Origin of the sequence: Gemmobacter caeni (assembly GCF_003054195.1) — a bacterium.
In the GTDB taxonomy this organism is placed as follows: Bacteria; Pseudomonadota; Alphaproteobacteria; order Rhodobacterales; family Rhodobacteraceae; genus Gemmobacter; species Gemmobacter caeni.
Map to the genome: position 1 here is coordinate 58439 of NZ_QBKP01000011.1, position 14488 is coordinate 72926.

6 protein-coding genes are annotated in these 14488 nt (G+C 66.7%); 5 read left to right on the plus strand and 1 reads right to left on the minus strand.

Translation table 11 applies throughout. The annotated features are described in order from the left end of the window. The first annotated feature begins 24 nt into the window (after nucleotides 1-24). The 5 genes from C8N34_RS16460 to zapE all read left to right on the plus strand — a co-directional run bounded on the left by C8N34_RS16460 (nucleotide 25) and on the right by zapE (nucleotide 13729). Nucleotides 25-6420, plus strand: coding sequence for a type I polyketide synthase (locus C8N34_RS16460; protein ID WP_108129705.1), 6396 nt, complete (start codon nucleotides 25-27; stop codon nucleotides 6418-6420). A gap of 4 nt (nucleotides 6421-6424) precedes the next feature. Continuing rightward, nucleotides 6425-7390, plus strand: coding sequence for a glycosyltransferase (locus C8N34_RS16465; RefSeq protein WP_108129706.1), 966 nt, complete (start codon nucleotides 6425-6427; stop codon nucleotides 7388-7390). A 73-nt stretch (nucleotides 7391-7463) separates the two neighbouring features. Then, a complete protein-coding gene (locus C8N34_RS16470; protein ID WP_108129707.1) occupies nucleotides 7464-11978 on the plus strand; it encodes a MupA/Atu3671 family FMN-dependent luciferase-like monooxygenase in 4515 nt (1504 codons plus the stop codon). Next, entirely contained in the window at nucleotides 11971-12597 is a 627-nt protein-coding gene (locus tag C8N34_RS16475) for a 4'-phosphopantetheinyl transferase family protein (protein ID WP_108129708.1), read from the plus strand. The genes C8N34_RS16470 and C8N34_RS16475 overlap by 8 nt, the downstream gene beginning before the upstream one ends. A gap of 37 nt (nucleotides 12598-12634) precedes the next feature. After that, nucleotides 12635-13729, plus strand: a complete 1095-nt coding sequence (gene zapE, locus C8N34_RS16480; protein WP_108129709.1) for a cell division protein ZapE — start codon at nucleotides 12635-12637, stop codon at nucleotides 13727-13729. Nucleotides 13730-13745: 16 nt separating this feature from the next. On the opposite strand, the gene C8N34_RS16485 is transcribed toward zapE, so the two are convergent. Then, nucleotides 13746-14393: a carbonic anhydrase gene (locus tag C8N34_RS16485; RefSeq protein ID WP_108129710.1), complete on the minus strand. Its 648-nt coding sequence runs from the start codon at nucleotides 14391-14393 to the stop codon at nucleotides 13746-13748. Nucleotides 14394-14488: the final 95 nt, after the last annotated feature.

Genomic DNA, 14488 nt, shown 5'->3' on the forward strand with positions numbered 1-14488 from the left:
CGGTTGCCGGATTGGTGAAAGTGGATGTCGGACAAGGGGTTTGAACCGTCGGGGATTTCGGAAACCGACATTGCAATTGTCGGGATGGCGGCGCATCTGCCCGGTGCGCCCTCGGTCGAGGCGTATTGGCAGAACCTGCGCGACGGGATCGAAAGCATCCGCCATCTGACCGAGGCCGAATTGCTGGCCAATGGTGAAAACCCGGCGAAGCTGCGCAACCCGAATTATGTGCCCGCCGCCGCGCCGCTGGACGGCTTTGCCGATTTCGATGCCGATTTCTTCGGCTTCTCTCCGAAAGAGGCTGCGATCCTTGATCCGCAGCACCGGCAGTTCCTGGAGGTGGCGTGGGAGGCGATGGAGAACGCGGGCCATGTGCCCGAGGCGTTCCGCGGCGCCATTGGTGTTTATGCCGGTTGCGGCATGGGCAGCTATTTCTACTTCAACCTCTGCTCCAACCGCGATCTGGTCGACGGCACCGGCATGTTCCTGCTGCGCCATACCGGAAACGACAAGGATTTCCTGTCGACCCGCGTCAGCCATATCTTCGACCTGAAGGGGCCGAGCATCAACCTTCAGACCGCCTGTTCCACCTCGCTGGTGGCGGCGCACTATGCCTCGCAGGCGCTGCTGAATGGCGAATGCGACATGGCGCTGGCGGGCGGCGTGACCATCGAACTGCCGCAGGGCCGGGGCTATGTGTTCCACGAGGGCGAGATCCTGTCGCCCGACGGCCACTGCCACGCCTTCGACCATCGCGCGCAGGGCACGGTTTTCGGCTCGGGCGCGGGTTGTGTGGTGCTGCGCCGCGCGGTCGATGCGATCCGTGACGGCGATCATATCTGGGCCATCGTGAAGGGCAGCGCAGTCAATAATGACGGCGCGGCGAAGGCGGGCTATCTGGCGCCCTCGGTCGAGGGGCAGGCGCGGTGCGTGGCCGAGGCGCAGGCGATTGCAGGCGTGACCTCGGATACCGTCGACTATGTCGAATGCCACGGCACCGGCACCTATCTGGGTGACCCGATCGAGGTGGCGGCGCTGACGCAAGGCTTTGCCGAAAGCGCGCAAAGCGTGGGCACCTGTCGCATTGGCAGCGTCAAGACCAACATCGGCCATCTGGATACTGCCGCCGGGGTGGCGAGCCTGATCAAGGTCGCGCTGAGCCTGCATCACCGCGAGATGCCGCCCAGCCTTGGCTACGAGGCGCCGAACCCGGCGATTGATTTCGAAACCTCGCCCTTCCGGGTGAATGACCGGCTGACCCCGTGGGAGGGCAAGGGCCGCCCGCGTCGCGCCGGGGTCAACAGCCTTGGCGTCGGTGGCACCAATGCCCATGCCGTGCTGGAAGAGGCGCCGGGCCGAGAGGCGTCGGACGCCTCCGACTGGCCGTTCCAGCCCATCGTGATTTCTGCAAAATCGAAGACCGCGCTGGATGCGCAGGCAGCGCGCCTGGCGGCACATCTGCGGGCACACCCGGAACAGCCGCTGGCTGATGTGGCCTTCACGCTGAAGGAGGGCCGCCGCGCCTTTGAAAAACGCCGGGTTCTGGTGGCTGAAAGCCATGCTGGGGCTGCCGATCTGCTGGAGGGCAAAGACCCGCGCCGGGTGTTCAGCCATGACTGGCTGGGGGATGACCCGGAGGTCGTGTTCATGTTCCCCGGTGGCGGGGCGCAATTCGCCGGAATGGCCCGGGATCTTTACGATACCGAACCTGAATTCCGCGACTGGATGGATCGCGGCCTTGCGGTGCTGCAACCGAAGCTCGACTACGACATCCGCGCCCTCTGGCTGCCCGAACCGGGGCAGGAGGCAGCGGCCAATGCGCGCCTGAAACGGCCCTCGGTGCAGTTGCCACTGATCATGATCGTCGAATATGCGCTGGCGAAGCTCTACCAAAGCTGGGGCGTGCAGCCTGCCGCGCTGATCGGGCATTCCATGGGCGAAAATACCGCCGCCTGTCTGGCCGGTGTGATGTCTTTCGAGGATTGCATCGGCCTCGTGCATCTGCGCGGGCAGTTGTTCGATACCGTGCCGCCGGGTGGAATGCTGTCGGTCCCGATGGATGAGGCCACACTGCGCCCGCGTCTGACCGGCGATCTGGATATGGCCAGCGTGAATGCGCCGGGGCTCTGTGTCGTCTCCGGCCCCGATGCGGCGCTGGCAGACCTGGCCGCCGCCCTGGCGGCGGATGAGGTGGAAACCCAGCGCATCCTTATCGACATCGCCGCGCACAGCCGGATGCTGGAGCCGATCCTGGCCCGCTTCGGCGCCTATCTTCGGTCGATCCCGCTGCATGCGCCGGGGGTGCCGGTGATCTCCAACCGGACCGGGCTACCCCTGACGGCGGCAGAGGCGACGGACCCCGATTACTGGGTCCGCCATCTGCGCAACACGGTGCTGTTCCGGCAGGGGATGGAGCATCTGACGGCGACGCCGGGTCGGGTGTATCTGGAGATGGGGCCGGGCCGCGCGCTGTCATCGCTGGCGCAGGCCAATGGCGTGGCACCGGTGCAGGTGGTCGCGGCGCTGCGCCACCCCGAACAGCAGATGGCGGATGATGCCTGGCACATGGCCAGCATCGCCCGGCTTTGGGCCTGCGGCGTGCCGGTGGACTGGGAGCCGGTCTGGGGCGGGGCGCGGCGCCGGCGCGTGCCGCTGCCGGGCTATGCCTTCCAGCGCAAAACCTATTTCGTCGAACCGGCGCAGCCGCAGGCCGCCGGGGTTGAGGAAACACCCGCGCGGATCGCGGATGTCGCGGGCTGGGGCTGGCGCCCGGTCTGGCGTGCCCGTGCCGCCGAGGAAGAGGACGAGCCCGCAGCGCACAGCTGGCTGGTCTTCGCCGACGAGGCGGGGCTTGCCCTGCCGGTCGTGACGCGGTTGCGTGCCGAGGGGCATCGCGTGACCGTGGTGCGCAGCGGCGATGCTTTCGCCCGTGATGGTGAAGGGAACTATACCCTCAATCCTGAACGCGGGCGCGAAGGCTATGATGCGCTGATCCGCGATCTGGTCGCGCATGGCCATGCCCCCGACCGCATTGCGCATTTCTGGCTGGTGACGGAGCGCGAAAGCTTCCGACCCGGATCAAGCTTCTTCCATCGCAATATCGAACAGGGCTTCTATGCGCTGATGTTCCTCGGGCAGGCGATTGCCGGGGAAAACCTGCCTCAGCCGATCCACATGACCGTGGTGACCAACGGCGCGGTGCAGGTCGCGGACGAAGGGCTGCCTTACCCCGAGAAGGCCGCGATTGCGGGGCCGGTGCGGGTGATCCCGCGCGAACTGCCGGGAATGACCTGCGCGACGCTGGACCTGCGGCTGCCCGTCCCGGTGCGCGGCCGGCGGGCCAAGCCCGATCCGGCGGCGATGGAGCGTTTGGCGGCCGAGGTCTGCGAGGATTTGCTTGCCCCGCCGGGTAACCGCATGGCGGCGCTGCGCGATGGCAAGCGGCTGGAGCGCGGGCTGAGGAAACTGCCGCTGCCAGAGGCGCGGCTGGACCTGCCGGAAGGTGCGCCGGTGCTGATCACCGGCGGTTTCGGCGGTATCGGGCTGACGCTGGCCGAAAAGCTGGCGGTTGCGGCAAAGGCAAAGATCCTGCTGATCGCCCGGCGTGACCTGCCGCCGCGTGACGACTGGACAGCGCATCTGGCCCGGCACGGTGCTGTCGATCCGCTGTCGCGGCGCATCCTCGCGGTGCAGCGGCTGGAAAGCCTTGGCGCCGAGGTGCGGGTCGCCCGCGCCGATGTCTGCAACACCGAGGAGATGCGCGCGGCGATCACGGAGGCGGAGGCCGAATTCGGCCGCATCCGCGCGGTGATCCATGCGGCGGGTGTGGTGGACGACGGCCCGCTGCTGACCAAGAGTCCGGCGGCGGTGGAGGAGGTCTTTGCGCCGAAGCTGCACGGCACGCAGGTGCTGGATACGCTGTTCCCCGATGGGACGCTGGATCTGCTGGTGCTGTTTTCCTCGACCTCCACCATCACCGGCCCGGCGGGGCAGGTGGATTATGTGGCGGCGAACGAATACCTGAACGCCTTTGCGCAGGCACGGGCTGGGGGCAAGACGCGGGTTCTGGCGCTGAACTGGGGTATCTGGTCCGATGTCGGCATGGCGGCAGAGGCGTTGGCAGACCGCACCGGCAACCGCCCACCCGCGCCGAAACTGCCGGTCAGCGGGCGCCCCCTGCTGGCCGAGAGCACCTTTGACCGCGAGGGCGCGCGGCTTTACGAGACCGATCTGAATACCGGAAGCTGGCTGCTGGATGGCCACCGCACGACGGCCGGTCAGGCCCTGGTGCCCGGTACCGGCTATCTGGAAATCGCGGCCGAGGCGGCGGCGGAAGAAGGCTGGGCGGCCTTTGAACTGCGCGATCTGATGTTCTTCCGCGCGCTTGAAGTGGCGGATGACGCGCAGCGCGCGATGCGGTTGCGACTGTCCGCCACGGACGAGGGCTTTGCGTTCGAGGTCCGTTCTGCGCAGGACTGGCGCGGGCGGCAGGGGTTTGCACTGAACGCGCAGGGGCGGCTGATGCCGCTGCGGGGAACGGCGGCCACGGTCGATCTGGCGGCGATTGCCGCGCGGATGGGACCGGCAGCCGAGGATGCGAGGGGCATCCGCTCGCCACAGGAGGACCACCTTGCCTTCGGTCCGCGCTGGCGCGTGCTGCACCGCATGGCGCTGGGGCAGGGCGAGGGGCTGGCGGTGCTGACCCTGCCGCTGGCAGCGCAGGTCGATCTGACACAGGGCTGGCTGATGCATCCGGCGCTGATGGATCTGGCGACCGGCTGGGCCATGGGCCTGATCGAGGGCTACCGCCCCGACCACCTCTGGGTGCCGGTCTCCTATGGCCGGGTGCGGGTCTGGGGGCCGATCCCGGCGCGGGTCCACAGCTGGGTGCGCAATGCTGCCGCCAACCGGGGCGAGGGACCGGTGGCGGTATTCGACGTCACGCTGGCGGACGACACCGGCCGCGTGCTGGCCGAGATCGAGGGCTTCACCATCCGGCGGCTGGAAACCGGCTTTGCCGCACCGCCACTGGCCGAACGCGATCTGACCTTCGACACCGATCCCGCAGGCGCCCGCCCGGCCTCGCCGCAAGAGGAGCGGCTGCTGCACAACCTGTCGCAGGGCATCCGCGCCGAAGAGGGCGCCGATGCCTTCCTGCGTGCCGTGGCAACCGGGCAGTCGCAGGTCATCGTCTCGTCGCTGGACCTGCCCGCGCTGGTGCGGCAGGCTGACCGGGCCGAGGCCGCCGCACGACCGGAGGGGCAGAGCTTCGCCCGCCCGGATCTGGACAGCGACTATATCGAGCCACGCAATGACATCGAACGCACGCTTGTCGGCTTCTGGCAGGATCTGCTGGGCGTCGGGCAGGTGGGGGTCGAGGATGATTTCTTCGCGCTGGGCGGGCACAGCCTCATTGCGGTGCGCCTGTTTGCCATGGTGAAAAAGGCGTTCCGGGTGGATTTCCCGATCTCTGTGCTGTTCGAGGCGCCGACCATCGCCGCCTGTGCCCGTCTGATCGAGGAACGCATCGGTCCGCAGGACAGCGTGGCCGAAAAGGCGCCGCAGCCGACCCGTCGCTTCACGCATCTGGTTGCCATGCACGAAGGTGCGGGCGGGCCGAAGCAGCCGTTTTTCCTTGTCGCGGGTATGTTCGGCAATGTGCTGAACCTGCGGCATCTGGCGCAGCTTCTGGGCGGGGACCGGCCGTTCTATGGCCTTCAGGCGCGCGGGCTGTTCGGCGAGGACGAGCCGCACCGCACCTTGCCTGAGGCCGCCCGTGACTACATCGCCGAACTTCGGCAGGTGCAGCCTCAGGGGCCTTACCTTCTGGGCGGGTTCTCGGGTGGCGGCCTGACCGCATGGGAAATGGCGCGGCAACTGGAGGCGGAGGGTGAGGCGGTTTCGCTTCTGGTTCTGCTCGATACGCCGCTGCCGTTGCGCCCGCCGCTGTCCGGTCGCGACAAGGCGCTGATCAAGCTGGCAGAGCTGAAGATGCGGGGGCCGGGTTATCTGCTGGACTGGGCGAAAGCGCGCTGGGCCTGGGAGGTGCAGAAGCGTCGCCCCAAAGCAGTGACGGAAACTTCAAATCAGTTCCACAACGCGGAAATCGAAGCCGCCTTCCGGGCCGCCCTGCCGCAATATGCACTGCCGCTTCGCAAAGGGCCGACCGCCCTGTTCCGTCCGCCGCTGGACCGCAAGTGGAAGGTGTCTAACGGTCAGTGGGTCAGCGCCGCGAAGGAATATGTGTTCGCAGACAATGACCTGACCCGTTTCGCCCCGGCGCTGGTGGTGCAGGAGGTTCCGGGCGATCACGACAGCATGGTGCTGGAGCCGAATGTCCGCGTTCTGGCGGCGCGTCTGCGCGAGGCGATTGCGGCGGCCGAAGCCCCGGCCGCGCATCTGCGCGAGGCGGCGGAGTGACGCGATGCCCCGGCTGCTGACGGTCATTCTCAACTGGCGGACGCCTGACATGACGCTGCGTGCCTGCGAGGCGGCGCTGCGCGAAATGGCCGGGCTTGAGGGCGCCATCACCATCGTTGACAATGCGTCGGGCGATGGCTCGTTCGAGGCGATGCAGGCAGGCGTCACCGCGCGCGGCTGGGACCGTGGCGCGGTGCCTGTGCAGGTGCTGCAATCCGGACGCAACGGCGGCTTCGGCGCGGGCAACAACTTTGGCATTCGTGCGGGCCTGCCGGGCGATGTGCGGCCCGATTACGTCTATATCCTGAACTCGGATGCTTTCCCCGATCCCGGTGCCATCCGTGCGCTGCTGGATCATCTTGAGACCCATCCCGCCACCGGCTTCGCGGGCAGCTATATCCATGGGGATGATGGCGCGCCGCATCGCACAGCCTTCCGCTTTCCGACCCTCTGGTCGGAACTTGAAGGCGCCGCGCGCTTCGGCCCGATCTCGCGCCTGTTGCGACGCCATATCGTTGCACAGCCGATCCCGCAGGCGACCACGCGGGTCGACTGGCTGGCAGGCGCCAGCCTGATGATGCGGCGGGAGGTGCTGGACCGGATCGGGCTGTTCGATGAAACTTTCTTCCTTTACTTTGAGGAAACCGACCTGTGCCTGCGCGCGGCCCGTGCGGGGTGGCCCACCGATTATGTGCGCGGCTCCGAGGTCACGCATATCGGCTCGGTTTCGACGGGCATGAAGACCTGGAGCCGCATTCCGCAATTCTGGCTGGACAGCCGGCGCCATTATTTCACCAAGAACCATGGGCATATCTATGCCGCTGTCGCGACGCTTGCCCATGTGGCGGGCGGGGTCTTGTGGCGCCTGCGCCTGCTGGTGCAACGCAAGGACCGGGGCGATCCGCCGCATTTCCTGCGCGATCTGATCGTGCATTCCTTGCGGCGGGTCGGGCAGCGCGATCCGGGGTAAACCCGGAGGAAGAATGGTGTGCGCCCCTTGCAACAGGGGCATCGCCGCCCGCAAGGGGCGGAAGGAGTGTATGATGAACCCGGTGTCCTGTTACCTGATCGGCAATGAAAGCCTGACGCGCGAATGCGGTGCGATGTGGCTGGCGCGTGGCCATGCCATTGCGGCGCTGATCACCCGCAATGCGGATGTCGCCGCCTGGGGCGTGGGGCAGGGGCTGACGGTCATCGCGCAGGAACCGGGGTGGGAGACGGGGCTGCCTGGCGCGGTGGACTGGCTCTTGTCGGTGGCCAACCTCTCGCTGGTGCCCGAGACCGCCTTGCAATGCGCGGCGAAGGGCGGCGTGAACTTCCACGACGGGCCGCTGCCGCGTCATGCCGGTCTGAACGCGCCGGTCTGGGCCATTCTGGGCGGCGAGTCGGAACATGGCATCACCTGGCATCGCATCACCGATGGCGTGGACGAAGGCGCTATTCTGGTGCAGCGCCGCTTTCCCATTGCCGCGACCGATACTGCGCTGACGCTGAACACCCGCTGTTTCGAGGCAGCTTTGGACAGCTTCGCCGAGGTGATGGCGGCGCTGGAGGCCGATGCGCCGGGCGTGGCACAGGATTTCACACAGCGCAGCCTGCATCTGCGGACGGATCGTCCAGCTGCGGCAGGACGGATCGATTTCACCCAAAGCGCGGATCAGGTGGCCGGGCTGGTGCGGGCGCTGGATCATGGCAGCTATTGGAATCCGCTGACCACGGCAAAGCTGTGGGACGGGCGGCGTTATGTCGTGGCAGGCGGGGCTGAGGTGGTGCCCGGTGTCGGTGTGCCGGGGCAGGTGCTGGCGGCGCGCGAGGATGCCGTGACGGTGGCCTGCGGCACAGGCGCAGTGCGGCTGTCGCGGCTGACCTGCCAGAAGGGCTTCCCGGTTTCAGGTCTCAGCCTGCCGAACGCGCTGACATCGGCCAGCCCGGCGGAGGCAGAGGCCCTGACCCGCGCGCTGGCCGGGGTGGTGCCGAAGGAACTGGCGCATCGCAGGGCGCTGCTGACGCTCGACCCCGCCGAGGTGCCGGGGGCCACCGCCGCGACGGCACCGGAAGTCTGGAAATCGGTTCCGCTGTCCCTGCCGTCACTGGCACTGGGCGCCCTTGGAGCGGTGCGGCTGTCGGGCAAGCCGGTGGCCGATCTGGCCTGTGGCGCGGCCCATGCGACGGAGGGCATCCTGTCGGACTGGGTGCCGCTGCGGGTGGCGGCCGAGGGCCCGCTGCCCGAGGCGCTGGACCGGGTGGAGGCAGCCTTGCAGGCGGCCGGGCTGCATCCGGCCTTCGCGCTGGACTTGCTGGCGCGTGAGCGGCGGCTGTTCGGGCTGGCCCCGCCCGCCTTTGGCATTGGCCTTGCGCCGGTACCGGGCACGGTGGTCACGCTTTCCCCTGACGCGCTGCATTATGACGCGAGCCGCCTGAGCGTGAAACAGGCGGAGGCGCTGGCTGCACGCCTGTCAACCTTTGCCGCTGCCGCGCAGGGCGAGGCGCGGGTGGAAAGTCTGCCGGTTCTGACTGACGCGGAGCGCGAGGCGGCGCTGGTCGCCCCGAACCGCACGGCGACATCCTATGACGCCACGCAATGCGTGCATCAGGCGTTCGAGGCGCAGGTGGTGCGCAGCCCCGAGGCGGTGGCCGTGGTTTTCGAGGGCGAAAGCCTGACCTATGCGCAACTGAACGCCCGGGCCAATCGTGCCGCGCATGTGCTGGCGGGTATGGGAGTTCTCCCCGGCACGCTGGTCGGCCTGCATTGCCGCCGCTCGCTCGATCTGCTGGTGGGCGCGCTGGCCATCCTCAAGGCGGGGGGCGCCTATGTGCCGATGGACCCTGCCTATCCGGCCGAGCGCACGGCCCTGTTCATCGAAGACAGCGTCTGCCCGGTGATCGTGACGCAAGGCGCACTGTCCGCGGCCTTGCCCGCTGGTCCGGCGCAGCTGTGCCTTGATACCGATGCCCGGCTGGCCACGGCGCCCGAGGCCAATCCGCACAGCGGCGTCACCTCCGCCGATCTGGCCTATATGATCTATACCTCCGGTTCCACCGGACGCCCCAAGGGGGTGATGGTTGAACATCGCAATGTGGCGAATTTCTTTGCCGGGATGGATGACCGCATCGACCACACGACAGGGGCGGTCTGGCTGGCCGTCACCTCGTTGTCCTTCGACATCTCGGTGCTGGAACTGTTCTGGACGCTGGCGCGCGGGTTCAAGCTGGTGCTGACCAGCGACGATAACCGGGCACTGGTATCGAACGGGCGCATCGGCTCGGCGAAGGGGATGGAGTTTTCGCTTTATTACTGGGGCAATGATGACGGCGCCGGGCCGAAGAAATACGAATTGCTGCTGGAGGGCGCGAAATTCGCCGACAGCCACGGCTTCTGCGCCGTCTGGACGCCAGAGCGGCATTTTCACGCCTTCGGCGGTCCCTATCCGAACCCTGCGGTCACGGGCGCGGCGGTCGCGGCGGTCACGAAGAACATCGGTGTGCGGTCGGGTTCGGTCGTTTTGCCCTTGCATCACCCCGCACGGGTGGCCGAAGATTGGGCCGTGATCGACAATCTGACAAACGGGCGGGCCGCTTTGGCCGTCGCCTCGGGCTGGCAGCCGGACGATTTTGTCCTGCGCCCCGAAAACACTCCGCCGAATAACCGCGCCGCGATGTTCGAGGGGATTGAGCAGGTCCGCCGCCTGTGGCGGGGCGAGACTGTGGATTTCCCGACGAAAACCGGAACCTTTGGTGTGGTGACACAACCGCGCCCGGTGTCGAAGGAACTGCCGGTCTGGATCACCACCGCCGGTAACCCCGCGACCTGGCGCGAGGCAGGCGAGATCGGTGCCAATGTGCTGACGCACCTGTTGGGCCAGAGTATCGAGGAAGTCGCCGACAAGATCCGCATCTATCACGACGCGCTGCGCAAGGCGGGCCATGATCCGGCGGATTTTAAGGTGACGCTGATGCTGCACACCTATGTTTGCCGCGACCGCGATCAGGCGCGGCGGGTGGCGGAAAAGCCGATGAAGGATTACCTCGCCTCGGCCGTGGGCCTTGTTAAGCAATATGCCTGGGCCTTCCCGGCCTTCAAGAAGCCGCAGGGCATCGAAAATCCGCAGGACATCGACCTGCGCAGCCTGTCGGACGAGGAGAACGAGGCGATCCTCGATTTTGCCTTCCACCGCTATTTCGAGGATTCGGGCCTGTTCGGCACGGTCGAGGATGCGCTGGACCGGGTCGAAAGCCTGAAACGCATCGGCGTGACCGAGGTGGCCTGTCTGATCGACTATGGCATCGCGCCCGAGGCGGTGATGGAGGGGCTCTATCCGCTGGCCGAGGTGCTGCGCCGCGCCAATGCGGGCGGGGAACCTGCGGCAGACGATTTCTCGATTGCCGCGCAGATCCTGCGCCACAAGGTGACGCATCTGCAATGCACGCCCTCAATGGCGCGGATGATCCTGATGAATGCCGAGGCTGGTATGGCGCTGGGGCAGGTGAAAACCCTGATGCTGGGCGGCGAGGCGCTGCCGGGCGCTTTCGTCCGCGATCTGCGCAAGGTGACCGGGGCGCGTATCCTCAACATGTATGGGCCGACCGAAACGACGATCTGGTCCACGGTCGAGGAAGCGGGCGATGGCGAAGGCGTGGTGAACATCGGCACCCCCATTGCCAATACACAGGTCTATGTGCTGGACGACCGGCAGCAGCCGGTGCCACCCGGCGTGGCGGGCGAGCTGTGGATTGGCGGCGATGGCGTGACGCGCGGCTACTGGCAGCGCGAAGATCTGACGGCGGAACGTTTCCTGCCCGATCCGTTCACACCGGGTGGCCGGATGTATCGCACCGGCGATCTGGTGCGGCTGCGGAGGGATGGCAAGCTCGACTATCTCGGTCGGGCCGATTTCCAGGTCAAGCTGCGCGGCTACCGGATCGAACTGGGCGAGATCGAAAGCCGGCTGGAGGCGCTTCCGGGCGTCACGCAGGCGGTGGTTCTGGCACGCGAGGATCAGCCGGGCGATTTGCGGCTGGTGGCCTATTACACTGGCACGGCACAGGAAACTGCGCTGCGGACGGCGCTGGCTGACAGCCTGCCCGAACATATGGTGCCCGCGCATTTCCTGCTGCTGGAGGTCTTTCCGCTGACCCCCAACCTCAAGGTGGACCGCAAGGCGCTGCCCGCGCCGCAGGTTCAGGTGGCGGCGGTGGTGCACGAGGCGCCGCAGTCTGGCCTTCAGACACAGATTGCGGAGGTCTGGCAGCGCGTGCTGGGTGTGCCCAAGGTCGGCGCGAAGGACAATTTCTTTGCACTTGGCGGGCATTCGCTGCTGGCGGTGCAGGCCCACCGGGAACTGCGCGACGGTCTGGGGCTGTCGAAGCTGTCGATCACCGACATCTTCCGCTTCCCCGTTCTGTCCGCACTGGCCGCGCATCTGGGGGATGCCGCGAAGCCCTTCGCTGCCCCTGCTGCGAATACAACCGCGCCGCCGCCGGTGACGGAAGACCGGGCGGCCACGCGGGCGGACATGATGGCGCGGCGGCGTGCGCTGCGGACGGGGCGTGATGGCTGATCTGAAGGCGTTGTCTGTTGCGGCACGGGATCTTCTGCCCGCAGCCGTCGGGGTTGGTGTCAGCGATCCGCAGGGTGATCACCCTCCCTTTCCGGGCGAAGAGGCGAGCGGCCTGCCCCAGCGGCTGGCCGAGTTCCGCGCCGGTCGAGTGGCGGTGCGCGAGGCGATGGCGATGATTGGCCTGCCGCCCCTGCCGGTGCCGATGGGTGAGGACCGCGCGCCGGTCTGGCCCAGGGGGCTGATCGGCTCGATCAGCCATTCGGCGCAGCTTTGCCTTGCCGCCGTCGCCGTGCCCTCGCCCCTTCGGGGGCTTGGTGTCGATCTGGAACCGGCGCTGCCGCTGGAGGACGATCTGCGCGCGGCGGTCCTGCGTCCCGAGGAAGAGCATTACGACCCGCACAGGGCCAAGCTGGTCTTTGCAGCCAAGGAAGCTGCCTACAAGGCGCAATATGGCCTCAGCCGCACGCTGTTCGATTTCCATGTCCTGTCGGTCGATCTGCAACCCGGCAGCTTCACGGCGACATTTCAGGAGGAAATCACCCCCTTCCGTGGCGGCCATATCCTGCATGGCAGATGGGCCGAGGTGGCGGGCCATTTCCTGTGCACGGTAACGCTCTGATCTTTTCGCGGCGCTGCGGCGCCGCTATGACAGGATCATGCGCGAGACCCTGACCCAGATCTACGAAGCCCGTGTCGCTGCCGGACGGCTGCGGCCCGATCCGGCCCAACATGCAGTATTGCCGATCCTTGAGGATCTGCGCCGCTGGCTGGAGGAAAACGCCACCCGCAAGGTGGGGCTGTTCGCGGGCCTGTTCGCCCGCCCGGTGACGCCACCCAGGGGGCTGTATCTTTGGGGCGGGGTGGGGCGCGGCAAGTCCATGGTGATGGATCTGTTTGTCGAAAGCCTGGACATTACGCAGAAGCGGCGGGTGCATTTCCATGCTTTCATGCAGGAAATCCACAAGGGTATGCATGAGGCGCGACAGCGCGGAGTGGAAGATGCGCTGAAGCCTGTGGCTGACCGCGTGGCCAAAGATGTGCGGCTGCTGGCCTTCGACGAAATGCAGATCACCGACATTACCGATGCGATGATCGTCGGGCGGCTGTTCCAGCTGCTTGCCGATCAGGGCGTGGTGATCGTGACCACCTCGAACCGGGTGCCCGAGGATCTCTACAAGAACGGGCTCAATCGCGGGCTGTTCCTGCCCTTCATCGACTGGCTGCGCGAGAGGTTCATCGTGCACGAGCTGGAGAGCCCGAACGATTACCGCCAACACCGGCTGCAAGGGGCGCAGGTCTATTTTCATCCGGCAGGGCAAAGCGGCCCGGCGATCGAGGCGATCTGGCGCGATCTGGTGGGCGGGGTCTCTGGTCAGCCGCTGCTGCTGGAGGTGAATGGCCGACAGGTGGAAATTCCGCGCTTTGCCAATGGCGTGGGGCGCGCGACCTTCTGGGATCTCTGTGCCCGTCCTCTGGGACCGGCGGATTATCTGGCCATCGCGCAGGCGCTGCGCGTGCTGGTGCTGGAGGATGTGCCACAACTTTCCGCCTCGAACTACAACGAGGCGAAGCGCTTCGTCACGCTGATCGACGCCTTGTATGAGGCAAAGGTGCGGCTGATCTGTTCGGCGGCGGATGTGCCCGAACGGCTTTATGCCGAGGGCACGGGGGCGTTTGAATTTGAACGCACCGCCAGCCGTCTGCGCGAAATGCAGGATGCCGCCTGGGGCAGCGAGGCGGCGGCGGAGTAACCGCCGCCGCGAAGGCTCAGAACGGCACGAAGGCCTTGGCTGCAGGGTCGTATTGTTCCAGCCCGCCTTCGCCGATGTCGTTCCACAACCCGTGCAGGGTCAGGATTTCCGATTCGACGGCTTCGCGCACGAAGGGGAAGGTCATCAGGTTTTCCAGGCTGACCAGCACCGCTTCCTTTTCCAGTGCGCGGGCGCGGTCGGCATCGGGCAGATGGGCAACCCGTTCATAGCCGGGGCGCAGAATATCCATCCAGCGGCCGACGAAGCTGGTTTTTTCCAGCAGTTGCGGCGCGTGGCCGGAACACATGTCGTCGCAGCCCTTCACGCCCCCGCAATTGGAATGGCCGATGACGATGACATGCGCCACTTTCAGCGCCGTCACCGCATATTCGACCGTGGCCGAAGTGCCGTGATTGCCGCCATCGGGGCTGTAAGGCGGCACGAGACCGGCGATATTGCGGTGGATGAAGAACTCGCCTTCATCCGCACCGAAGATCGAGGTCACATGCTGACGCGAATCGCAGCAGGAAATGATCATGGCGCGGGGATGCTGGCCGTGGGCGGCGAGGCGGCGATACCAGGCCTTGTTGTCCTGATAGGTCGTGGCCTTCCAGCCTGAGTAGCGGCTGACAAGGTAGTGCGGCAGCGGTCTGGCGTATTCCATCGGGGCCTCCGTCAGATCTGGCAGAATGTGGCCCGGCAATACGATGCAATCGCAGAAAATTCGAGAGGTTTCTTTTACACGCCGCAACCTTTTGT